The sequence below is a fragment of the Microbacterium sp. zg-Y1090 genome (genome assembly GCF_030246945.1).
Classification (GTDB): domain Bacteria; phylum Actinomycetota; class Actinomycetes; order Actinomycetales; family Microbacteriaceae; genus Microbacterium; species Microbacterium wangruii.
Map to the genome: position 1 here is coordinate 242,894 of NZ_CP126742.1, position 22,279 is coordinate 265,172.

The following is a 22,279-nucleotide window of genomic DNA, read 5'->3' on the forward strand; positions in this document are numbered from 1 at the left end:
GTGCACGCCGGGCTTGCGCCCGGCAGTGCACCGCTGCACCCGCGCGTCAGTCGGCCGCGACGGTGACGGGCGCGACGATCATCCGCTCGGCACCCACGTGCCGTGCGTCGCCGACCACCTCGACGGCGTGCTCGGACACCAGATCTTCGCTCGAGCGACCGAGGCTGAACACGAGGGTGCCGGCATCCACCCGCCGGCGCAGGTCGATGCCGGTGTAGGCCGCCAGCTCCGGCGACACGGTGAAGGCGATGGCCGCGGCGGCGCCCGGTTGCAGGGTCGCCTTGGCGAACCCGACGAGTCGGCGTACCGGGCGGGCGACCTCGGCGACCGGGTCCGACACGTACAGCTGCACCACCACGGGTGTGGTGCTCGTCCCGGTGTTGCGGACGACCGTGGACAGCGCGGCGGTACCGTCGGTGGCGATCGCCTCTGCGTCGAGGATGCCGGGGGCGATGTCGACCGACCCGTACGACAGGCCGTGCCCGAAGGGGAACGCCGGCTCGGTGGGCAGGTTCGAGATGCGGTCGATCGTGCGGGTCAGCGGGGCTCCCAGGTACACGTGCTGACCGCCGCCGGCGATGCGCGGGATCTGCACCGGCAGCCGCCCGCCGGGGTTCACGCGCCCGCTCAGCACGCCGGCGACGGCCGCCGCGCCCTCTTCGCCCGGGATGAACGCCTGCACCGCTGCCGGCACGATCGACGCCGGGTGGTCGAACGCGTACGGCCGGCCGCTGTTGGTCACGAGCACGACCGGGGTGCCGACCGCCAGGACGGCATCGACGAGGGCGGACTGGCCGCCGGGCAGGGTCAGGTCGGTGGCGTCGCAGCCCTCGCCGGAGGTGCCGCGGCCGAACATTCCGGGGAGATCACCCACGGTGAGGATCACGAGGTCGGCGTCGCGGGCGGCGGCCACGGCGGCGGGGATGCCGGACTCGTCGGCGTCGAGGAAGTCGGCGCCGCGCTCGTGGACGATGTCTGCGTGCGGGAACTCTGCACGCAGGGCATCCAGCACGGTCGGCACGTCAATGCCGAGCCCGAGCTCCGGATGCCGGGGAAGCACGTGCACCGGGTAGGAGTAGCACCCCAGCAGTGCGCGGGCGGTGTCGGCGGTGGGCCCGATGACGGCGATGCGACGGCGCGTCTGGGCGGAGAGGGGCAGCAGGTCGCCCTCGTTGCGCAGCAGCACGACGGATGCCTCGGCCGCTTCACGCGCCAGCGCACGGTTGGCGGGCGGATCGAGATCGACCGCGGTGCCCGCGATCGCCGGCTGCGCGTCGAGCAGTCCGAGCTCGGCCTTCTGCCGCAGGACGCGCCGCACCGCGGTGTCGACGACGGCGACGTCGAGGTCGCCGGCGCGCACCATCTCGCCCAGCGGGGGGAAGCACATGCCGTTGGGGAGCTCCACGTCGAGCCCCGCCTCCAGTGCGAGGCGGCCGGCGTGCGCCGCATCCCGCGCGACGCGATGCGCAGTAGCGAGGAAGGCGACCGCCCAGTAGTCCGACACGACGGTGCCGGTGAAGCCCCATTCCCCGCGCAGCAGGTCGGTGAGCAGATGCCGGTCGGCCGCCACCGGAAGCCCGTCCAGATCGCTGTAGGAGTTCATCACCGACCGCACGCCGCTGTCGCGGACGGCGAGCTCGAACGGCACCAGCAGCACATCGGCGAGCTCGCGGGGCCCCACCGCGACGGGGGCATGGTTGCGTCCCGACAATGAGGCCGAATAGCCGACGAAGTGCTTGAGGGTCGCGATGATCCCGGCATCCTCCAGCCCGCGCACATAGGCGCCGCCCACGCCGCCGACCAGCACCGGGTCCTCGCCGATCGTCTCCTCGACGCGGCCCCACCGGTAGTCGCGCACCACGTCCAGCACGGGGGAGAGCCCCTGGTGCACGCCCAGTGCGCGCAGGTCGGCGCCGATGGCTGCGCCGATGCGCTGCGTGAGCGCCGCATCGAACGACGCGCCCCACGCGATGGGTGCCGGGTAGACGGTGGCGCCGAGCGCGTTGACGCCGGTCAGGCACTCCTCGTGGGCGATGGCGGGGATGCCGAGCCGGGTGTCGCGCATGAGCACCCGCTGCACGTCGGCCAGGCGCGTCACCACCTCTTCCGTCGGTGCGGGGGTGGTGCCGATCACCCGCGTGAGGTGGCCGAGCCCGTCGCGCGCGGCGACCTCGAACGGCGGGCGCCCTGCGCCGAGGGTGTCCTGCATCGGCGCGACCACCTCGCCGGCGCCGCGCTTGTCGAACCAGTAGCCGGTGAGCTGAGCGACCTTCTCCTCGACGGTGAGCTGCGCCAGCAGAGCCTCGGCGCGCTCGGTGGCCGTGCGGGTGGTGTCCTGCCATGAGGCGGTCCCGGCGGAGGAGGGAGCGGTGTCGGTCACGGAGCGTTCCTGTCGGTCGGGGGCGGGGCGGTCGATTCGCGCACGACGAGACGCGTGGCCAGTTCGATGTGGTGGGAGTCCAGTTGTTCGCCGGCGCTCAGCCGCTGGATCGTGCGCAGCGACACCCGGCCGATGTCCTGCAGCGGCTGGTAGACCGAGGTGAGCGGCGGATGCGCCCACGCGGCGACGTAGGTGTCGTCGTAGCCCACGACGCTGAGGTCCTCGGGCACGCGGATGGCCAGGCGTCGGGCGGCTTCGAGCACCCCCATGGCCTGTGCGTCGTTCGAGGCGAGGATCGCCGTGGGTCGGTCCGGCCGGCGCAGCCACTCCAGCGCGACGGCCAGGGCTGCGTCGTGCGTGAACAGGGCGTGCGCGACGAACGCGGGGTCGATCGGCACCCCCGCCTCCGCCGCGGCCGAGCGGAAGCCGTCGATGCGCGCCTTCGCGCTCATCGACTCGCGCGGGCCGCCCACGATGCCCAGGCGCGTGTGGCCCAGCCCGAGCAGGTGGGCGGTCGCGCTGCGACCGCCGGTCCAGTTCGTCGAGGCGACCGACACGATCGATGCGTCGTCCACCCGCAACGGGTCGACGAACACGACGGGGATGCCCGACCCCGAGATGGCGCTGTAGGTCGTCTCGGTGACCTCGGCAGTCACCACGATCGCACCGAGCCGGTCGGAGGCTGCCAGCCGGCGGATGACCTGGGCGTCGGTCCGCGCGCTGCCGGGGTGGTGGAAACGCGCCACCACGATGTCGATGTCCGCCTCCTCCGCCGCCAGCGTCGCGCCGCGGAGGATCTCCATCGCGTACGGGCTGGTGAGGCGGTCGACGAGGAATTCCACGCTCGCCCGCGCATCCCGTCGTCGCCCCCGCTGCCCCACGTAACCGGTGGCGGCGATCGCCGCCTCGATGCGCGCTCGGGTGCTCGCGGCGACCTCATGATGCCCATTGAGTGCTTTCGAGGCGGTCGCGATCGATACACCGGCGTGGCGGGCGACATCCGCGAGGGTGGGGCGCTCGCTGCGGTGAGTTTCCATCGCTCCTCTGCTCTGAGTCCACGTCGTCGCGGCCTCGAAAAGTTGCACTCACTATACGGGAGACGGTGCGGCACACCAGAAAAGACGATGTTTGACTCCGCGTAATCCTGCGGCTATCCTCACCTCCACCTACCGAAAGTTCACCGAAAAGTTTCGGTACTCCGTCACAGACAGCGAGGACAATGATGTTGGGTAAAGGAACTCGGGCGACCGTGGCGGTCGCCGCCGTCGCCGTGGGCGCACTGGCGCTGAGCGCATGCGGACCGTCGGACGACGATGCAGGGAACACCGGATCGGGCGACGGCTCGGCGGCCGTCGTCTGGGGGGTCGAAGGCGGTCAGTCCGCCTCGTACGAGGCCGCGGTCGATCGCTGGAACGAGGCGAACCCCGACCGGCCGATCGAACTGCAGATGTTCGGCAATGACGGCTACCAGGACAAGCTGCGCATCGCGATGGGCGCCGGCGAGGGCCCGGCGCTGATGTTCGGCTGGGGCGGCGGCGTGCTCCAGAGCTATGTCGACGGCGGCTTCGTCGACCCGATCGGGGACGCGGAGATCACCGATCGCTACCTCGACTCGGTGATCGAGAACGTGACGTTCGACGGCTCTGTCTACGGCGCGGCGATCAACAACATCCAGCCGGTGGTGGTGCTCTACAACACCGACGTCTTCGACGCCGTGGGAGCGAGCCCGCCCGAGACCTGGGACGAGCTGCTCGACCTGGTGCCGGTGTTCAACGAGGCGGGCGTTGCACCGATCGCGCTCGCCGGCGCCAGCAAATGGCCGCAGCTGCCCTACCTCTCGTACCTCGTCGACCGTGTCGGAGGCAGTGAGGTCGTCGAGCGGATCATGACGGGCGAGGCGGATGCCTGGTCGGACCCGGCCGTCATCGAGTCGCTGGAGATGATCCAGTCCCTCGTCGAAGCCGGAGGGTTCAACTCCGACTACGCCGCCATCGACTACGCCAGTGGTGCCGCAGACGCCCTCCTGTACTCCGGCAAGGCCGCGATGATGGTGGTGCTGTCCCAGGCCTACTCGAACATCCAGACCAACGCCGAGCAGTTCGTCGCCGACGGGAAGCTCGGCTACGCACCCTTCCCCATCGTCGAGGGGGGCAAGGGAGACCCGGGGGCGCTCGTGGGCAACCCCTCCAACTTCTGGTCGGTCACGAGCGCGGCATCCGACGCGCACAAGGAGACCGTGCAGGAGTTCCTGGCGACCGAGGTCATGAGCACCGACTACATGGCGGAGATCCTCGACCGGTCCGCCGTGCCGGGCGTCGAGGCAGCGGGCGAGCTCATCGCCGAGCGGGAGGACAACGACTTCCAGGAGTTCGTCTTCGGCCTCTCCGAAGATGCCCCGTCCTTCCAGCTGTCGTGGGATCAGGCGCTCTCGCCGGCACAGGGCGCGGAGCTGACCACGCAGCTGGACCGCATCTTCCTCCTCGAGATCACCCCGCAGGAGTTCGCCGACGCCATGAACGCGACCCTCTGATGACCACCACCGCCACACGGCGGACCGCGGGAGGGCCACGCTCGCGACCCTCCCGCGGGGGCGGCGGGCCGAGTCTGTGGTTCCTCGCCCCCGCCGGCATCCTGTTCCTCGGCTTCGCCGTGATCCCTCTCGTGGGCGCGGTGGGGCTGTCGTTCACCCGGTGGAGTGGGCTCGGCTCGCCGGAGTGGACCGGAGGGGACAACTGGGCCTGGTTCCTGACCGACGATGTCACCTACATCACCCTGCAGGTCACGCTGCTCGTCATGGTGGGCAGCTGGCTCGTGCAGACTCCGATCAGCCTGCTGCTGGGCACGTGGATCGCCCGTTCCGGAGGCTTCCGGTCGGTGGCGGGCCTCGTCTTCTTCGTGCCGTTGCTGCTGTCATCGGCCGCCGTCGCGCTGGCCTACAAGAACCTGCTCGACCCGAACTTCGGACTCTCCACCGAGACCGGCTTCGGGTGGCTCGCCCACAACTGGCTCGGTGACCGGAACACCGTGCTGCTCGTGGTCATCCTCATCATCTCGTGGCATTTCATCCCGTTGCACACGCTGCTGTACCAGGGGGCGGTGCGGCAGGTGCCCACCTCGATGTACGAGGCGGCCTCGTTGGACGGCGCCGGACGCGTCACGCAGTTCTTCACCATCACCATCCCGCAGCTCAAACACACCATCGTCACGAGTTCGACGCTCATGCTCGTGGGGTCGCTGACGTACTTCGACCTCATCTTCGTGATGACGGCCGGGGGACCCGGGTATGCCACCCGGGTGCTGCCGCTGCACATGTACCTCACCGGGTTCCGCTCGGCCGAGATGGGAAAAGCGAGCGTGATCGCGACGTTCCTCGCGGTGTTCGGCCTCATCCTCGCGCTGCTGCTGACCCGCCTCAGCGGCTTCACCAAGATGCAGAGCCAGCAGGAAGGCGCCTGAGATGACCGTGACCGCCCCCGTCGCCGCGTCCGGCTCCCCCGTCGCACTCCCGCCGCGCGCCCAGGGCCCCCGGCGTCGCGCGCGCCGCTCACGACCCAACGTGCCCGGCGGCATCCTGGGGCTGCTCTGGCTCGTGATCGTCGTGCTCCCGCTGTACTGGGTGGTGGTGACGAGCCTGCGATCGGGTCCGACGTTCTTCGTCGACAGCCCCCTCTCCCTGCCGTCGGAGCCGACGCTGGAGAACTACGGCAAGGTGTTCGACTCCGGATTCCTGGGGTTCTTCATGAACTCGGTGATCGTGACCGTCGCGACCGTCGTGATCGCCGTCTTCTGCTCGCTCCTGGCGGCCTACACGATCGTCCGCAACGCCCACCCGGTGGCACGGGGTTCGTTCTCGTTCGCCCTGCTGGGGCTGGCCATCCCGCTCCAAGCGGCGATCATCCCGATCTATTACATGATCACGCAGCTCGGTCTCTACGACACCCTGGTGGCGCTCATCATCCCGTCGGCCGCGTTCGCGCTGCCGCTGACGGTCGTCATCCTGGTGAACTTCCTGCGCGACATCCCGAACGAGATCTTCGAGTCCATGCGCATCGACGGCGCGTCGAACTGGGCGATGCTGTGGCAGCTGGTGCTGCCGCTGTCCAAGCCGGCGCTCATCACGGTGGCCATCTACAACGGCATGCAGGTGTGGAATGGCTTCCTCTTCCCGCTGGTGCTGACGCAGAGCCCATCGGTGCGCGTGCTGCCCCTGGCCCTGTGGAGCTTCCAGAGCGAGCTCACCGTGGATGTTCCGGCGATCATGGCCGCCGTGACCCTCTCGGTGCTGCCGATCCTGACGCTGTACATCTTCGGTCGCCGCCAGCTGGTGGCGGGACTGACCGCGGGCTTCGGCAAGTAGCGCGCGGCCTCGCACGGCCTGCGCCCGTCACGACCGCCCTCGCAGGCGTTCGTGACGGGCGCGGGGTGCTGCGGTCAGTTGTTCGAGGGCGCCGCCGGGGCGTTGCCGTTGGCGGAGGCGCCGGTGCGGGCGCCGGCGAACCCGGCCAGCAGCGTGCCGAGGTCGAGCCCGGTCAGCGACTTGACGACCTCGGTGCCCTCGCCGAGCACGGTGCCGACCGTCTTCGTGACCGCCGACGCGCCGTCGGTGGAGATGACGGTGAGCTGATCGATGTTGCTGATCGGCTCGGCGGCGGCGCGCACGATCTCCGGAAGGCGCGAGATGATCTCCTGCGCGAGCGCGGCCTCGCCGTACTTCTTCAGCGCCTCGGCCTTCGCGTCCGTCGCGGTCGCCTCGGCGATACCCTCTGCCTGGATGGCGGCGGCGCGCGCCTCACCCTCGGCGCGGATACCGGCGGCCAGGGCCACCTGCTTGTCGCGCTCGGCCTCACCGGCGAAGCGCACCGAGGTCGCCGATGCCTCGGCATCCTGCACGGCGGCGACCTTGTTGGCCTCGGCGATCTTCGTGCGCTTGTACGCGTCGGCCTCGGTCGCGGCGTTGGCCGCGTCGCGCAGGGCGGTGGCGCGCTGCACCTCGGCGTAGGCCTCGGCCTCGGCGGGCTTGCGGATCTCGATGTCGAGACGCTCCTGCGTCACGAGGGCCTGCTCGATGAGCGCCTCGCGCTCCTGCTGGGCGACGAGGCGGTCCTGCTCGGCCTTGGTGAACGTACCGGCGGCCTCGGCTTCCGCGTTGGCGCGGTCGGTCTCGGCCTTGATGGATGCCTGGCGCAGGCTCAGCGCCTTCTGGCGCTCGGCGATCTGCTCGGCGGCTTCGATGCGCGCGAACTCGCTGGCGCGCGAAGCCTCGGCTTCGCTGACCTCCGCCACCTGGCGGGCGCGGGCGGCCTCGGCGCGACCCAGGTTGGCGAGGTAGTCGCTGCCGGGGGTCGAGATGTCGCTGATGTTGAGCAGGTCCACCTGCAGGCCCTGCTCGACGAGGTCGGCCTTGGTCTCGGCGACGACGCGGTCCGACAGGCTCTTGCGGTCGGAGATGATCTGCTCGATCGTCATGTCGCCGACGATCGAGCGCAGCGAGCCCTCGAGCGATTCGCGGATGATGTCGGTGAGGGTCTCCTGCTGCGACAGGAAGCGCTGGCCGGCGCGGCGGACGCCCTCTTCGGTGCCCGAGACCTTGAAGTTGATCGACGCCTTGATGGCGATCTTGATGCGGTTCTTGTCGACGCCCTCGACGGTGATGCCGATCTGGCGCTGCTCGAGCGAGATCGGGAATCCCTGCTGCAGGATCGGCCACACGAACGTGCGCCCGCCGATGACCACGCGCTGGCCGGTGGCCTCGCCCGGCACGGGCTTGCCGGCGCCGCGTCCGACGATGATGAGCGCCTCGTTCGGGGGCACGCGGCGGATGCGCCGGGCGATGAAGGTCAGAAGTCCGAGGACCGCGACGATGAGGGCGAGGACGGCGGCGATCTGGACGATGTCGACCGGCATGGTGTTCCTTCCGTGGACGCGGCTGGTCGCCGCGGGTTTAGTCGGCGACGACCTTGACGCGCGTGCCGGTGTGTTCGACGACGCGGATGCGCACGCCTTCGGGGATGGGGGTGTCCGAGTACGCCAGACGCCGCTCGATCTCGTGCGGGCCGTCGAGGGAGACCTCGCCGCCGGCCGGGGTGATCGGGGAGCGGCAGACGCCGGTCAGTCCGACGGCGTTGACGGGCGTGCCGTCCGAGCTCGCCGCGAGCTTGCGGATGAACAGCACCGCGACGACGTAGGTGACCAGGGCGAGCGCCGCCGCGATGACGTAGACATACACGTCATCGAGGTTCGACGAGGCGCTGAAGACACCGCTCGCGCCGAAGACCACCGCCGCGATCCCGAGCGCGGTGCCCGACAGGGCGCCTTCGCCGATCTCGAAGTGGTCGAAGATGTCGCCGACCACGAGCGAGATGACCAGCACCAGAAGACCGATGCTGCCGATGATGATGAACGGCGTGAGCATGCCGGGCCTCCGCGGGTGTCGGGTTCGGTCCTCCCACCCTATGAGAAACCTGGGAGTGTGCGGCGTGCTTTTTTCAGGCCGGGTTCGCGGCGGCGTCCTTCGCCGCCGCCTTGGCGGCCTTCTTGAACGCCCGCACCTGCTGCAGGGACTCGGGCGAGACGATGTCGGCGACGCTGCGGTGCGACCCCTCCTCGCTGTACGGGGCGGATGCCTCGCGCCACCCGCCACCGGTGTAGCCGTACTGCTTGCCGAGCAGAGCGAGGAAGATCTTCGCCTTCTGCTCGCCGAAGCCGGGCAGTGCCTTCAGTCGCTTCAGCACGGCGGGCCCGTCGGGGTCGCCCTGGGTCCAGATGGCCGCGGCATCCCCGCCGTAGCCGTCGGACACCGCGGCGCACAGCGCCTGTACGCGGCCGGCCATCGACCCGGGGAAGCGGTGCACAGCCGGGGTCTGGGCGAACAGTTCGGCGAACCGCTCCGGATCCGTGCCGGCGATCGTCGCGGCATCCAGCGTGCCGAGACGCTCGCTGATCTTCAACGGGCCGGCGAACGCGGTCTCCATCGGCACCTGCTGGTCCAGCAGCATGCCGATGAGCAGCGCGAGGGGGTCACGCGTGAGCAGCTCGTCGGCGGCCGGGTCGTCGGTGATGTGCAGTGCCATGGGACCAGTTTCCCACCACCCGTGCTGCTGCGCCGAAGGGCGACGGCGCAGCGGCGCCTGCCGCACCGTGTGCTCGCGAGTCAGCCGGCGGTGGCGATCTCGCCGGGGGCGGCGAGGGTGACGGGCTCCGTGACCTCGAGGCCGAACAACGCCGTCACGGCCGCGAACACGTCGTCGGAACGTCCCTGCTCGGCGAGCTCGTGCGCCCGCACGGTCGGGGTGTGCATCAGCACGCCCGCGAGATGGCGCAGCGCCTGCTCGGTCGTCCCGTCGTCGCCGCGGCCGCGGGCGCGGGCGATCTCGGTCTCGAGCACCGTTGCGACGTGGGCGCGCAGCGCCACGACGGCGGGCGCGACGCTGCGGCGCTCACCGGTCATGACGAAGCGCTGCGCGGCGTCGTCGACGAGCCGGCGGGCGTCGTCGGTGGCCTGCAGCTCCTCCAGCGGCGCGTGCAGCCGGATGGTCTCGAGGTCCAGCAGGTCGGTCCCCTCGACCTCGGCGACGTCGTGGTCGACGTTGCGCGGCAGCCCGAGGTCGATGACCAGGCGGCGGGCCGGAACCAGGGCGGGATCCGCGGCGGCGACGCCCGCCGCGAACGTCTCGGCCGACAGCACGGGGTGCTCGGCGCTGGTGCAGGTGATGACGAGGTCGGCGGTGGCGACCTCGACGGTGAAGGATGCCGCGGGCACGGGGCGCAGCGCGTGGCGGGCGGCGAAGACGGTCTCGCGGCCCGACGGGGAGGCCACGGCGATGTCGGCGGCGCCACGATCGCGCAGGGCGGCGACGGTGGCCGCCGCGTACGAGCCGGTGCCGACCATGAGCACCCGAAGGCGAGACCAGTCGGTGACGCGGCTGCCGGCGAGCTCCAGGGAGAGCCGCACGAGCGAGCGTCCCGCCCGCCCGATGGCGGTGGCGTTCTTGATCCCGCGCTGCGTCTCGCTGGCCTTCTGGAAGAGCCGCTCCAGCTCCGGCGAGGTGGTGCGCTGCTCGCGCGCCTCGGTGAGCGCACGGCGCACCTGGCCGGCGATCTCGCCTTCGCCCACGACGACGGATTCCAGTCCCGACGCGACCGAGAAGAGGTGGCGGGCGACGTCGTCGCCGGTCGCCACCACGTACGCTCCCTCGAGCTCGGCGGGGGCGACGCCGGTGGCGGCCTCGATGGCCGTCAGCGCCGCTTCGACGCCCACGATGCCGGCGTCGGCCGCCGGCTCGTCCATCTCGACGTAGGCCTCGAACCGGTTGCAGGTGGCCACGACCACGGCCCCCTGCACGCTGGCGTCATAGGAGGCGATCATCGGCGCGACGCGGTCGGTGTGCACGCTGAGACGTTCGAGCAATTCGAATGGGGCGGTCTTGTGACTCGCGGAAACGCACAGCAGCACCATTGAAGGGTACCTGGCCCCCGCCTGGGAGCGGGCGGGGAGAGCGGTGCGAGGATGGATCCATGGCCACCGCCCCCCTTCTGCGCGCCCTTCACGGCGACCGCCCGGAACGCCCTCCCGTCTGGTTCATGCGTCAGGCCGGCCGCTCGCTGCCGGAGTACCGGGAGCTGCGCGTCGGAACCCGCATGCTCGACGCGTGCCTCGACCCGGCGCTGGCCGCTGAGATCACCCTGCAGCCTGTGCGCCGCCACGGTGTGGATGCGGCGGTGTTCTTCAGCGACATCGTCGTGCCGCTGAAGCTCGCCGGCATCGAGGTGGAGATCCAGCCGGGGCGCGGCCCGGTCTTCGCCGACCCCGTGCGCACCACGGCCGACGTCGCACGCGTGACCGCGATCGAGCCGGAGGCGGTCGCCGCGGCATCCACCCCCATCGCCGAGGCCATCGGGATCGTCACCCGCGAGCTCGGCGACGTGCCGGTCATCGGCTTCGCCGGGGCGCCGTTCACGCTGGCCGCCTACCTCGTCGAGGGCGGTCCGTCGAAGGAGCACCTGCGCGCCCGCGGCATGATGCATGCCGACCCGGATGCCTGGCATCGCCTGGCCGGCTGGCTCGCCGAGGTGTCCCGTGCGTTCCTGAAGGTGCAGACGGATGCCGGCGCCGCCGCCGTGCAGCTCTTCGACTCGTGGGCGGGGTCGCTGTCGGCTGCCGACTACCGCGTCTTCATCGCCCCCCACTCCCACGCGGCGCTCGCCGGCGCCGACGTGCCCCGCATCCACTTCGGCGTCGGCACGGCGCACCTGCTGAGGGACATGCGTCTGGACGGGCTGGCCGATGCGGTCGGCGTCGACTGGCGTACTCCGCTGGATGAGGCCGCCGCCATCCTCGGGCCGGACGTCACTCTGCAGGGCAACATCGACCCGGCGCTGCTGACGGCTCCCTGGCCGGTGCTGTCCGCCCACGTGCGCGACGTCATCGCCCGCGGCGGCGCCGCCCGGGCGCACATCCTCAACCTCGGTCACGGCGTGCCGCCCGAGACCGACCCGACCGTGCTCACCCGCATCGTCGCCCTCGCCCACGGGGAGGACGCATGACCGACGCCGATGACCTCCTCTCCACCGCCCACCACACCCGCGTCGTCGTCGTCGGGGGAGGCGTCGCCGGCCTCGTCGCCGCGCTCGAGTGCGCCAAGGTCGGGATGCCGGTGACGGTGCTCGAGGCGTCCGACCGCCTCGGCGGGGTCGTGCGGTCCGCCGAGCTGGACGGCGTGCGCGTCGACGTCGGCGCCGAGAGCTTCGCCACACGCGGTGGTGCCGTGGCCGACCTGATCGCCGAGCTCGGGCTCTCCGATGCGGTCGTCGCGCCCGCCGGCGGGGGCGCCTGGGTCGCGGGCCTGCCGCACGGTGGTGCTGCCCCGCTGCCGGCCGGCGGTGTGCTCGGCATCCCGGCCAACCCGTTCGCCGACGACGTGCGCCGGGTCATCGGCTGGCGGGGCGCCTGGCGCGCCTACGTCGACCGTCTGCGGCCGCCGCTGACCATCGGCCACGAGCGCAGTCTCGGCGCCCTGGTGCGCCGGCGCATGGGGCCGGAAGTGCTGGACCGCCTCGTCGCCCCCGTCACGACGGGGGTGTACTCGGCGCGGCCCGATGACATCGATGTCGACCTCGCCGCTCCCGGGCTGAACAACGCCCTCACGCGCACCGGCTCGCTCTCGGGCGCCGTCGGCCAGCTGCGCGGCGGCGCGACGGCCACCCCCGGCGCGGCCGTGCAGGGACTGGCCGGCGGCATGACCCGCCTGGTCGACGCCCTGCGCGCACGGCTGGAGGACCTCGGCGCGGACCTCCGCACCGACATGCCGGTGCAGAGCATCGAGCGCGACGGCGACGGGTGGCTGATCGTGGCCGACCCCGCCGACAGCCCCGTCCCCGCCGATGGCCCCGTCGCGGGGAGCGACGCGGTCGACCCGGCCGGCCCGGATGCCGGCTCGGCCGCTGCGCCCGACCCCGCCGCCGGCCGCTTCGCCGCGGACATCGTGATCGTCGCCACCCCCGAGGCGCAGGCGCGGCACCTGCTGTCGCCGGTCGTGCCGAGTCTCGACATCGGCAGCCTGACCGCACCGGTCGTCGAGATCGTCACCCTCGTGGTGGACGCGCCGGAACTGGACACCCCGCCCCGTGGGACAGGTGTGCTCACGGTTCCCGGCTCCCACACCGCCAAGGCCCTGACCCACTCCACGGCGAAGTGGTCGTGGCTGCGGGAGGCGACCGACCACCACATCCTGCGGGTGTCGTTCGGTGCGCAGGGCGAGGCGCCCGCCACCGAGGCGCTCGATGACGCGCACGCCGCCGAGCTCGCGCTCGCCGAGGCGTCCGCGCTGCTGGGGGTGCCGTTGCAGCCCGCGCAGCTGCGGGCGGCGCACCGCGAGCGCTACGTGCAGGCGCAGCCGGGGGCGGCCCTCGGGCGCGCCGCGATCACCGCCGCCGCCCGTGCCACGGTGCAGGCGGTTCCGGGTCTTGCGGCGACCGGCGCCTGGCTGTCGGGCACCGGGCTCGCCCAGGTCGTGCCCGACGCGATCGCCGAAGCCGAGCGCGTGCGTCGCGAGGCGCTGTGGGGTCCCGGGCGCGCGGAGGACTAACCCACCCCGCCCCTCGCGCGCAACCCCGGATGCCGGGAAGGGAATACAGGGCTAGCCTGGGGTCGACGAAGCATCCCCAACGAGCGTGAGGAGACCCCATGAGGGGCAAAGTAGGACTCATCATCGGAATGGCCGCCGGCTATGTTCTGGGCACGCGCGCCGGCCGGGAACGCTACGACCAGATCAAGCAGCAGGCGATGAAGATCTGGGACACCGAGCCGGTTCAGAAGCAGGTGGACAAGGCGAAGGAACTGGGCAAGTCGGCCGTCATGGCGCTTCCGACCGCGGTGTGGGACAGTGCGGTCAAGGTGACCAAGGCCGCCACCAGCCGCGGCGGCTCTGCCGGTCAGCGTCTGGACGCCGCCGTGGCCGCGGGCAAGGAGTCGGTCGACGAGGTCGCCGCGGGCGCCGAGACGACCGCCGCCGAGGTCAAGAAGGCCGCCCACGACGCGATCGACGACATCAAGAAGGCCGCGGACGACTGACATGACCACGCCCCGCGGATTCCGTGACCGAAGCGACGACAGTCTGCTGACGCTGATCGGCGATCTGCCCGAACTGGTGCGCAACCTGGTCGTCGCCGAGTTGGCCGCAGCGAAGGCCTGGGCGATGAAGACGGGCAAGGATGCCGGCATCGGCGGCCTGTGGATGGTCGCGGCGCTGATCATGCTGTTCTGGTCGATCCCCGCCCTCGGCGCCTTCGCCATCATCGGGCTGTCGTCCTGGTGGCCGGCCTGGCTTTCTGCGCTGGTCGTCTTCGTCGTGATGCTGCTCATCGTGGTGGTGCTCGCTCTGCTGGGACTCCTGCGCTTCCGCAAGATGTCGAACCGGAGCAATCCGGGTCAGGCGATCGCCACCGACGCCAAGATCGTGAAGGACGCTGTGAATGAGTACTGACCGAGCCCTCCCGGCATCCCGGCCCCTGCCGGTGCCCCGCACCGCCGTGCCGATGGGCATCGCCGACCCGGTCGAGCAGGCGCGCGCCGAACTGAAGGCCACGCTCGCGGCCATCGAGGAGAAAGCCAACGTGCCCAAGCGCGTGGGCGAGGCCGCCGACCGCAGCATCGAGGACGCACGGGATTTCGCACGCCGCAACCCCAGCGCCGCCCTCGCGGTCACGGCCGCCGTCGCGGTCGCGGTGGGTGTGACCGTGTGGGGCATCGTCCGTCTCATCGCGCGCTGATCGTCATCGCCCTTCCGTCGGCGCCGCCGCGTGCCGACGGTTTGGCATGCCGCGAAGCGCGGGGGACACTTGAGTGATGTCCGATACCGCCTACACCCTGTGGTCCGTCCTGCGGCGCGACCCGTCCCGCCCCATCACCGCCGACCGTCCCGCGGAGCTGGAGGAGGTCGTCGCCGAGTTGGCGGCCGACGGCACCACCGTGCGCGGGTTCTATGACGTCAGCGGCCTGCGCGCCGACGCCGACCTGATGATCTGGCTGCACGGGCCGACCGCCGAGGGGCTGCAGCGCGACCTGCGACGACTCCGCCGCACCGCGCTGCTCGAACCGCTGCTGCCCACCTGGAGCGCGATGGGCGTCCACCGCGATGCGGAGTTCAACCGCGCTCACGTGCCCGGCTTCCTCCGGGGCATCCCCGCGAAGCAGTGGCTGACGGTCTACCCCTTCGTGCGCAGCTACGAGTGGTACCTGCTGCCCGAGGAGGAGCGCCGCGCGATGCTCGCCGACCATGGGCGCAAGGGCGCCGCGTTCACCGGCGTCACCGCGAACACCGTGGCATCCTTCGCCCTCGGCGACTGGGAGTGGCTGCTGCCCATGGAAGCGGACGAGCTGACCGACCTCGTCGACATGATGCGCGAGCTGCGGTACACCGAGGCCCGCCGCCACGTGCGCGAGGAGGTGCCGTTCTTCACCGGGCGCCTGGTCACGCCCGCGGAGCTGGTCGAGGTGCTGCGGTGAGGATGCCGCGATGAGCCGTCCGTTCCGCCTGGGCACCCGCCGCAGCGCCCTGGCCACCGCGCAGTCCCAGCAGGTCGCCGACACCCTCGCCGCCGTCGCCGGCCGGCCGGTCGAGCTCGTCCCGATCGTCTCCGAGGGGGACGTCTCGCGCGCCTCGCTGTCGCAGATCGGCGGCACCGGGGTCTTCGCCACCCGACTGCGCGAGGCGCTGCTGGCCGGAGAGTGCGACCTGCTCGTGCACTCCCTGAAGGACCTGCCGACGACCCAGCCGCCGGGACTCGTGATCGCCGCGATCCCGGTCAGGGAGGACGCCCGGGACGTGGTCGTCACCCGCGACGGCGCGCCCCTGCACGCCCTGCCCGCCGGTGCGCGGGTGGGCACCGGCTCGCCGCGGCGCCGCGCACAGGTGATCCGCCGCAACCCCGGCGTCGACGTGCACGATCTGCGCGGCAACGTCGATTCGCGGCTGCAGCGCGTGCGCGACGGGCAGCTGGATGCCGTGGTGCTCGCGGCGGCGGGCCTCTCCCGCATCGGACTGGACCTCGGTGACCTGGGTCTCGAGCCGCTGGGCCTGGCATCCTGGCCCACCGCCCCCGGTCAGGGGGCGCTGGCGATCGAGACCCTGGCCGATGGCCCCGCCGACCTGATGGCGGCGCTGGCGCGTATCGACCACCTCGACACCCGTGTGGCCGTGACCGCCGAGCGGACGGTCCTCGCCGCGCTCGAGGCCGGCTGCCATGCGCCGGTCGGAGCGCACGCCGAGCTCGCCGGGGGATCGCTGCGCCTCAACGCCGTCGTCTACGCGCTCGACGGAAGTCGCCGCATCGCGTGCGACAGAGCCGACCCCCTCCCGCAGGAGTATGGTGGGACGACAGGCAGCGGCGATGGTGCGGATGCTGCCGACGACGCGAGCCCGATCGCGTACGCCGTACGCGCCGGGTCGGAAACCGCTCGTCGGCTGCTCGAAGGTGGAGCAGCCGGTCTGGTACCACGAGAGTCGACCCCATGAACACAGCCCCTTGGCAATCGCAACCGGCCAAGCCGCTCAGCGGCTGGCGGGTGCTCGTGCCGCGCGGCGGGCCCTGGGGGGACGGCGTTGCCGCCACGCTGCGGGCACAGGGCGCCACCCCCGTCATCGCGCCGCTGATCAACTTCGCTCCCTCGACGGACCAGGCGACCCTCGAGCAGTCGCTGGCCGACCTGGCCGCGGGGACGTTCGACTGGCTGACGATCACGAGCGCCACCACGGTGGACGTGCTCTACGCCTATCGTGCGAGCATCCCTGCCGCGACGAAGGTCGCTGCGGTCGGCGAGACCACCGCTGCGGCGCTCGCGGCGGTCGGCTACAAGGTCGACCTGGTGCCCGAGATCGACAACTCGGCCTCAGGCATGGCCGATCAGCTCATCGCCCTCGAGGCCGAGGCTCGCGACATCCTGACGTTGCGCAGTGAGATCGCCAAGCCGGTGCTCACCGAGCGCCTGGCCGAGGCGGGCCACCGCGTGCGCAGCGTCGTGGCGTATCGCACGGTCGGCGTGCCGGTGACCGAGAAGATCGCCCTCGATGTGCAGAGCGGCCGGATCAACGCGATCCTCATCACCAGCGGCTCGGTCGCCGAGCAGGTGCGCGAGCAGTTCCCGGCGATCCCCGAGGACACCGTGCTCGCGGCGATCGGCCCCCGCACCGCCGAGGATGCGCGCAAGCTGGGACTGCCGGTCACCGTCGTCGCCGCGGAGCAGACCGTCGCGGCACTCATCGGCGCGCTCTCCGCCCTCGCCCTCCCGCACTCCGCCGACGAGACCGTGCCATGAGTTTCCCCGCACACCGACCACGGCGGCTGCGGCAATCGCCGGCGGTGCGCCGGCTCGTGCGCGAGACCGACGTGGCGCCCAGCCGCCTGGTGCTGCCCGCGTTCGTCCGCGAGGGTCTGACCGAGCCGTCGCCGATCGGCTCGATGCCGGGCGTCGTGCAGCACTCCCTCGACTCCCTCCGCCGGGCCGCTGCCGAGGCCGCCGAGGGCGGCGTCGGCGGGATCATGCTCTTCGGCGTGCCCGAGGTGCGGGATGCGACCGGTTCCGGGGCGGACGACCCCCGTGGCATCCTGAACGTCGCCACCGAGGCCCTCGTCGCCGAGGTGGGCGACGCCCTCGTCGTGCAGACCGACCTGTGCCTGGACGAATTCACCGACCACGGCCACTGCGGAGTGCTGCGTGCCGATGGCGCCGTCGACAACGACGCCACTCTCGAGCGCTACGCCGCCATGGCGCTCGCGCAGGCGCGGGCGGGGTCGCACCTGCTGGGGCTCTCGGGGATGATGGACGGCCAGGTCGCCCACATCCGCGCCGCGCTCGAGGCCGAGGGGTTCACCGACACCCTGATCCTCGCCTACGCCGCGAAGTACGCCGGAGCGTTCTACGGGCCGTTCCGCGAGGCCGTCGACTCGCAACTGCAGGGCGACCGTCGCACCTATCAGCTCGATCCGGGCAACGGCCGCGAAGGTGTGCGCGAAGCCGTCACCGACGTGGCCGAGGGCGCCGACATCGTCATGGTCAAGCCCGCCCTGCCCTACCTCGACGTGCTGGCCGACGTGCGCGCCGCCGTCGATGTGCCGGTGTGGGCGTACCAGGTGTCCGGCGAGTACGCGATGGTCGAGGCGGCCGCAGCGCACGGCTGGATCGACCGTCGCGGCGCCATCCTCGAGTCACTGACGTCGATCCGCCGAGCCGGCGCCGACGCCATCCTCACCTACTGGGCCGTCGAGGCCGCCGGTTGGCTGCGCGCCGACCGCTGAGCACCCCGCGGCGCGGCCCGGCCACGCACGAGAGAGTGATCGATGAACGACAGAAACGATGAGCTGTTCGCGCACGCGCGCGAGGTGATCCCCGGCGGCGTGAACTCGCCGGTGCGCGCCTACGGATCCGTGGGCGGCACGCCCAGGTTCCTCGCCTCGGCGCGGGGTGCGCACGTGACGGATGCCGCCGGTCGGGAGTACGTCGACCTGGTGGCCTCGTGGGGTCCGGCGCTGCTCGGCCACGCCGAGCCGGGCGTGGTCGCCGCGGTGCAGGACGCGGCATCCCGCGGATTGTCGTTCGGGGCGCCGACGGGTGCCGAGGTGGAGCTGGCCGACCGCATCGCGGCGCGAGTGGCGGTCGGCGACCGGCGCCCTGTGGAGCGCGTGCGCCTGGTGTCCACCGGCACCGAGGCGACGATGACCGCGATCCGGCTGGCACGCGGGTACACCGGGCGCGACCTGCTCATCAAGTTCGCCGGGCACTACCACGGGCACTCCGACGGGCTGCTCGCCGCCGCGGGGTCGGGGGTCGCGACCCTCGCCCTGCCCGGCTCGGCTGGAGTGCCTGCGCCGATCGCGGCGCAGACCCTGGTGCTCCCCTACAACGACCTCGCCGCGGTCGAGGAGGCCTTCGCGGTGCACGGCGACCGCATCGCCGCGGTCATCGCCGAGGCCGCCGCGGCGAACATGGGCGTGGTGCCGCCGCTTCCCGGATACAACGCCGGGCTCGCCGCGCTGGCGCACGATCACGGTGCGCTGCTGATCCTCGACGAGGTGCTCACCGGGTTCCGGGTGCACCCCGCCGGATTCTGGGGCCTGCAGCAGGACGCCGGCGAGCAGTACACGCCCGACCTGTTCACCTTCGGCAAGGTCGTCGGCGGAGGGATGCCGCTGGCGGCCCTCGGCGGCCGGGCCGACGTCATGGAGATGCTGGCCCCCGTCGGACCCGTCTACCAGGCCGGCACGCTGTCGGGGAACCCGCTGTCGGTGGCCGCGGGCATCGCGACGCTCGAGCGGGCCACGCCGGAGGTCTACGCGCGGGTGGATGCCGCGGCATCCGTCGTCGCCGACGCGCTCGACGCGGCGCTGACTGCGGCAGGCGTGGAGCACGCGGTGCCGCGCGCGGGATCGCTGTTCGGTGTGGCGTTCCTGCCGGAGGCGCCGCGGTCGTACGCCGAGGCGCTGCAGCAGCAGGCCGCGCGGTACACGCCGTTCTTCCACGCGATGCTCGATGCCGGGGTGTCGCTGCCCCCGAGCGTGTACGAGGCGTGGTTCCTCACCGCCGCGCACGACGATGCCGCGCTCGCGCGGATCGTCGACGCGCTGCCCGCGGCCGCGCGCGCCGCCGCCGCGGCCTGACCCCCGCGGGCGCGGGGGCGCGGGGCGCGAGGTCGTGGCGGCCTGACCCCCGCGGGCGCGGGGCCGTGGGTCGCGAGGTCGGGGGCCGTGAGGTCGCGGGCTGCTCGAGTGTCGCGTTCGCACGGTGGCCCGCCGCGGCACCCGCCATTCGTGACACCGGAGCGGCGCTGGCGAGCGGGCGCGGGGCGAGCGGGCTGCTCGAGTGTCACATCCGCACGGTGGCGTGCCGTAGCACCCGCCATTTGTGACACCGGAGCGGCGCTGGCGCCCGGGCGCGGGGCGAGCGGGCTGCTCGAGTGTCACATCCGCACGGTGGCGTGCCGTAGCACCCGCCATTCGTGACACACGAACGGCTCCCGGCTCCCGGCTCCCGGCTCCCGGCTCCCGGCTCCCGGCTACCAGGCTCCCGGCTCCAGGCTCCAGGCTCCCAGGCCGCGGGCCCCGAGGCCCGGGGCGGCCGTAGGCTGGTGGCGTGGCATCCTCCCCTCGCGTCGTGGTCCTCGCCGGCGGAGTGGGCGGCTCGAAGTTCACCCTCGGCGTGCGTGACGCCCTCGCCCGTCGCAACGGGCCGGAGGCGACCGTGGTCGTCAACACCGGCGACGACCTGTGGCTTTCCGGGGTGCGCCTGCAGCCCGACGTCGACTCGATCCTCTACGCGCTCGCCGGGGTGAACGACACCGAGCGGGGCTGGGGGCGCGACGGCGACACCGAGCGCGTCAACGCCGAGCTGCAGCAGTGGGGAGCCGGCTGGCCCTGGTTCACCCTCGGCGACCTCGACCTCGGCACCCACCTCGCCCGTACCGGCTGGCTGCGGGACGGCCTCACCCCCACGCAGATCGTGGAGCGGCTCTCGGGCCGCTGGCCGCTCGGGGTGCGGATGCTGCCGATGACCGACACGGAGGTCGACACCCACGTGCGGGTGGTCGGCGGCGACGTGCTGCACTTCCAGGAGTGGTGGACCCGCCATCGCGCGCAGCTCACGCCGCTGGGCTTCGACCATCCCGGCATCGAGGCCGCGCTGCCCGCTCCGGGCGTGGTCGAAGCGATCGCGGATGCCGACGTCGTGCTGCTCGCGCCGTCGAACCCCGTCGTGTCGATCGGTCCGATCCTGGCCGTGCCCGGCATCCGGGAGGCACTGGCCCTCACATCGGCGCACGTCGTCGGCGTCTCCCCCATCATCGGCGGCGCCGTGGTGCGGGGGATGGCCGACGTCTGCCTCACCGCGATCGGCGTGGAGACCTCGGCAGCCGCCGTCGCGGCGCATTACGGGGCCCGCTCCGAGGGCGGGCTGCTGGATGCCTGGCTGATCGCGGAGGAGGACGCGCACCTCGCTGCCGCGATCGATGCGCTCGGGATGCGCGCGGTCGTCGCTCCGCTGTGGATGCGCGACGTCGCGGCATCCGCCGCGATGGCCGACGCCGCGCTCGCCGCCGTGGCGGTCTGAACCGGCCCCCGTCCGACCGGCCCCCGCCGGGCCGGCCCCCGTCCGACCGCCCCGTCCGACTGGCCCCCGTCCGACCGGCCCCCGTCCGACCGGCCCCGCGCCTACAGCTCCATGCGCATGACGGTGATGCCCGCGAGGTCGGAGCCCTCGGCATCCCGATGCATGCCGATCTTCGTGGCCACGCGTGTCGAGGCGGCGTTGCGCGGATGGATGAGAGCTCGCACTTCGTCGAACCCGAGCGTGCGCGCGAGGTCCCGCACCGCCGCCGTCGCCTCGGTGGCGTAGCCGCGCCGCTGGAAGCGCGGAGCCACGTGGTAGCCGACCTCCAGCACCCGGTGCGTGCCCAGCCGCTGCCAGGTGAGGCCGCAGTCGCCGACGAACCCGCCGTCGTGGTCCTCGATGATCCACAGGCCGAAGCCGTCGGCGCGGTAGCGGCTCCGGTTGCGGGCGATCCAGTCGGCGGCCTGCTCGCGGGTGTACGGCGCGGCGTAGTACCGCATCACGCTGGAGTCGCCCAGCAGCCCGGCCATCGCGTCCAGATCGCTCTCCTGCATATCCCGCAGCCGCAGCCGAGCCGTCGTGAGCACCGCACCGCGGTCGTTGCGAGCCGAGTGCAGCAGCGCGGTGGTGCGCGGTCCCACCCCGATCTCCTCGGCCGTGCGCAGCTGCTGGGCGGTGTCGACGTCGTTGCGCAGACCGGATGCCGCCGGTGCCGTCACCGCAACGGCACCGAGCTTGCGGTGTCGCCCGAACGAGCCGGCGCCGAACGCGGATCGCCAGGCCAGCCCGCCGGCGGCGGTCACGAGGGTCGACCCGGTGCCGATGGCATCGCCCACCACGGCCCGCCGGTGACGGCCTGCGGAGCGCAGCGCGTTCGCCAGCTCGACCGGCTGCAGCGCCGGCAGGTCTCCCAGCAGGGCGGCGCGGGCGCGTCCGGAGAATCCCGCCGCTCCCATGGCCACGGCGGCGTCCAGTCCTTCGCCGGGATCGCCCACGACCTCGACCGGGGCGGCGCCGGCAGCGCCGGCCACCGTGGCCGCGACATCCGGATCGCTGCTGACGACGACCACCCGTTCGACCCCCGGAGTACGGGCGGCCGCGGCGATGGTGTCGCGGGCGATCGCGCGGGCCAGCGCCTGACGGTCGATCCCCGGCACCGCCAGCCGCGACTTGCCGGTCTCGGCCGGTTTCACCGGAACGACGACGATCCACCCCGCCTCGGCAGGCTCACCGTCGCGAGCGGCGGCGACAGCCTCATCTGGGCCGACCCGCCCGGCATCCGTCGCTTCCAACCCGCCGACCAT

At 72.4% G+C, this 22,279-nt stretch carries 21 protein-coding genes; 14 read left to right on the forward strand and 7 right to left on the reverse strand.

Annotated elements, in window-relative coordinates:
* Positions 1 to 46: 46 nt before the first annotated feature.
* Positions 47 to 2,380: a beta-glucosidase family protein gene (locus QNO26_RS01105; RefSeq protein ID WP_257532942.1), complete on the reverse strand. Its 2,334-nt coding sequence runs from the start codon at positions 2,378 to 2,380 to the stop codon at positions 47 to 49.
* The gene (locus QNO26_RS01110) at positions 2,377 to 3,417 is read right to left on the reverse strand and encodes a substrate-binding domain-containing protein (protein WP_257532944.1); all 1,041 of its coding nucleotides are present in this window, start codon (positions 3,415 to 3,417) and stop codon (positions 2,377 to 2,379) included. The genes QNO26_RS01105 and QNO26_RS01110 overlap by 4 nt, the downstream gene beginning before the upstream one ends.
* Before the next feature lie 212 nt (positions 3,418 to 3,629).
* Between QNO26_RS01110 and QNO26_RS01115 the strand changes: the two genes are divergently transcribed.
* From QNO26_RS01115 to QNO26_RS01125, 3 genes are read left to right on the forward strand one after another with little or no spacing between them, the layout of a single operon-like run.
* On the forward strand, positions 3,630 to 4,910 hold the full coding sequence (locus QNO26_RS01115; protein WP_257532945.1) for an extracellular solute-binding protein: 1,281 nt from the start codon (positions 3,630 to 3,632) through the stop codon (positions 4,908 to 4,910).
* Positions 4,910 to 5,836, forward strand: coding sequence for a carbohydrate ABC transporter permease (locus QNO26_RS01120; protein ID WP_257532947.1), 927 nt, complete (start codon positions 4,910 to 4,912; stop codon positions 5,834 to 5,836). The genes QNO26_RS01115 and QNO26_RS01120 overlap by 1 nt, the downstream gene beginning before the upstream one ends.
* Position 5,837: 1 nt before the next feature.
* Positions 5,838 to 6,737: a carbohydrate ABC transporter permease gene (locus QNO26_RS01125; RefSeq protein ID WP_257638629.1), complete on the forward strand. Its 900-nt coding sequence runs from the start codon at positions 5,838 to 5,840 to the stop codon at positions 6,735 to 6,737.
* A 74-nt stretch (positions 6,738 to 6,811) separates the two neighbouring features.
* On the opposite strand, the gene QNO26_RS01130 is transcribed toward QNO26_RS01125, so the two are convergent.
* From QNO26_RS01130 to QNO26_RS01145, 4 genes are all read right to left on the reverse strand, one after another.
* Positions 6,812 to 8,284, reverse strand: coding sequence for a flotillin family protein (locus QNO26_RS01130; RefSeq protein WP_257532951.1), 1,473 nt, complete (start codon positions 8,282 to 8,284; stop codon positions 6,812 to 6,814).
* A gap of 37 nt (positions 8,285 to 8,321) precedes the next feature.
* Positions 8,322 to 8,792, reverse strand: coding sequence for an NfeD family protein (locus QNO26_RS01135; RefSeq protein WP_257532954.1), 471 nt, complete (start codon positions 8,790 to 8,792; stop codon positions 8,322 to 8,324).
* A gap of 73 nt (positions 8,793 to 8,865) precedes the next feature.
* Entirely contained in the window at positions 8,866 to 9,450 is a 585-nt protein-coding gene (locus tag QNO26_RS01140) for an HhH-GPD-type base excision DNA repair protein (protein ID WP_257532956.1), read from the reverse strand.
* Between the two features lie 80 nt (positions 9,451 to 9,530).
* A complete protein-coding gene (locus QNO26_RS01145) occupies positions 9,531 to 10,832 on the reverse strand; it encodes a glutamyl-tRNA reductase (RefSeq protein ID WP_257532958.1) in 1,302 nt (433 codons plus the stop codon).
* Between the two features lie 62 nt (positions 10,833 to 10,894).
* Between QNO26_RS01145 and hemE the strand changes: the two genes are divergently transcribed.
* The 11 genes from hemE to cofD all read left to right on the forward strand — a co-directional run bounded on the left by hemE (position 10,895) and on the right by cofD (position 20,975).
* The gene (hemE, locus tag QNO26_RS01150) at positions 10,895 to 11,923 is read left to right on the forward strand and encodes a uroporphyrinogen decarboxylase (RefSeq protein WP_257532961.1); all 1,029 of its coding nucleotides are present in this window, start codon (positions 10,895 to 10,897) and stop codon (positions 11,921 to 11,923) included.
* Positions 11,920 to 13,464 carry a protoporphyrinogen/coproporphyrinogen oxidase gene (locus tag QNO26_RS01155; protein WP_257638630.1) on the forward strand — a complete coding sequence of 515 codons (1,545 nt, stop codon included), beginning with the start codon at positions 11,920 to 11,922 and terminating at the stop codon, positions 13,462 to 13,464. Before hemE ends, QNO26_RS01155 begins: the two co-directional genes overlap by 4 nt.
* Before the next feature lie 98 nt (positions 13,465 to 13,562).
* Positions 13,563 to 13,949 (forward strand): hypothetical protein, encoded by a 387-nt coding sequence (locus QNO26_RS01160; RefSeq protein WP_257532965.1) that lies wholly within the window; start codon positions 13,563 to 13,565, stop codon positions 13,947 to 13,949.
* A 1-nt stretch (position 13,950) separates the two neighbouring features.
* A complete protein-coding gene (locus tag QNO26_RS01165; protein ID WP_257532968.1) occupies positions 13,951 to 14,361 on the forward strand; it encodes a phage holin family protein in 411 nt (136 codons plus the stop codon).
* Complete coding sequence (locus QNO26_RS01170) at positions 14,351 to 14,647, forward strand: hypothetical protein (protein WP_257638631.1); 297 nt, start codon at positions 14,351 to 14,353, stop codon at positions 14,645 to 14,647. Before QNO26_RS01165 ends, QNO26_RS01170 begins: the two co-directional genes overlap by 11 nt.
* A 76-nt stretch (positions 14,648 to 14,723) precedes the next feature.
* Positions 14,724 to 15,383 carry a hydrogen peroxide-dependent heme synthase gene (gene hemQ / locus QNO26_RS01175; protein WP_257532973.1) on the forward strand — a complete coding sequence of 220 codons (660 nt, stop codon included), beginning with the start codon at positions 14,724 to 14,726 and terminating at the stop codon, positions 15,381 to 15,383.
* A 10-nt stretch (positions 15,384 to 15,393) separates the two neighbouring features.
* A complete protein-coding gene (gene hemC, locus QNO26_RS01180) occupies positions 15,394 to 16,392 on the forward strand; it encodes a hydroxymethylbilane synthase (protein WP_257638632.1) in 999 nt (332 codons plus the stop codon).
* A complete protein-coding gene (locus tag QNO26_RS01185; RefSeq protein ID WP_257532977.1) occupies positions 16,389 to 17,192 on the forward strand; it encodes a uroporphyrinogen-III synthase in 804 nt (267 codons plus the stop codon). The genes hemC and QNO26_RS01185 overlap by 4 nt, the downstream gene beginning before the upstream one ends.
* The gene (gene hemB, locus QNO26_RS01190) at positions 17,189 to 18,172 is read left to right on the forward strand and encodes a porphobilinogen synthase (RefSeq protein WP_257532979.1); all 984 of its coding nucleotides are present in this window, start codon (positions 17,189 to 17,191) and stop codon (positions 18,170 to 18,172) included. The genes QNO26_RS01185 and hemB overlap by 4 nt, the downstream gene beginning before the upstream one ends.
* A gap of 42 nt (positions 18,173 to 18,214) precedes the next feature.
* Positions 18,215 to 19,531 carry a glutamate-1-semialdehyde 2,1-aminomutase gene (locus tag QNO26_RS01195; RefSeq protein WP_257638633.1) on the forward strand — a complete coding sequence of 439 codons (1,317 nt, stop codon included), beginning with the start codon at positions 18,215 to 18,217 and terminating at the stop codon, positions 19,529 to 19,531.
* A 472-nt stretch (positions 19,532 to 20,003) separates the two neighbouring features.
* Positions 20,004 to 20,975 carry a 2-phospho-L-lactate transferase gene (cofD, locus tag QNO26_RS01200; RefSeq protein ID WP_257532983.1) on the forward strand — a complete coding sequence of 324 codons (972 nt, stop codon included), beginning with the start codon at positions 20,004 to 20,006 and terminating at the stop codon, positions 20,973 to 20,975.
* Between the two features lie 101 nt (positions 20,976 to 21,076).
* Here the strand turns inward: cofD and cofC are convergent, their stop codons facing one another.
* Positions 21,077 to 22,279: a 2-phospho-L-lactate guanylyltransferase gene (cofC, locus tag QNO26_RS01205; RefSeq protein ID WP_257638634.1), complete on the reverse strand. Its 1,203-nt coding sequence runs from the start codon at positions 22,277 to 22,279 to the stop codon at positions 21,077 to 21,079.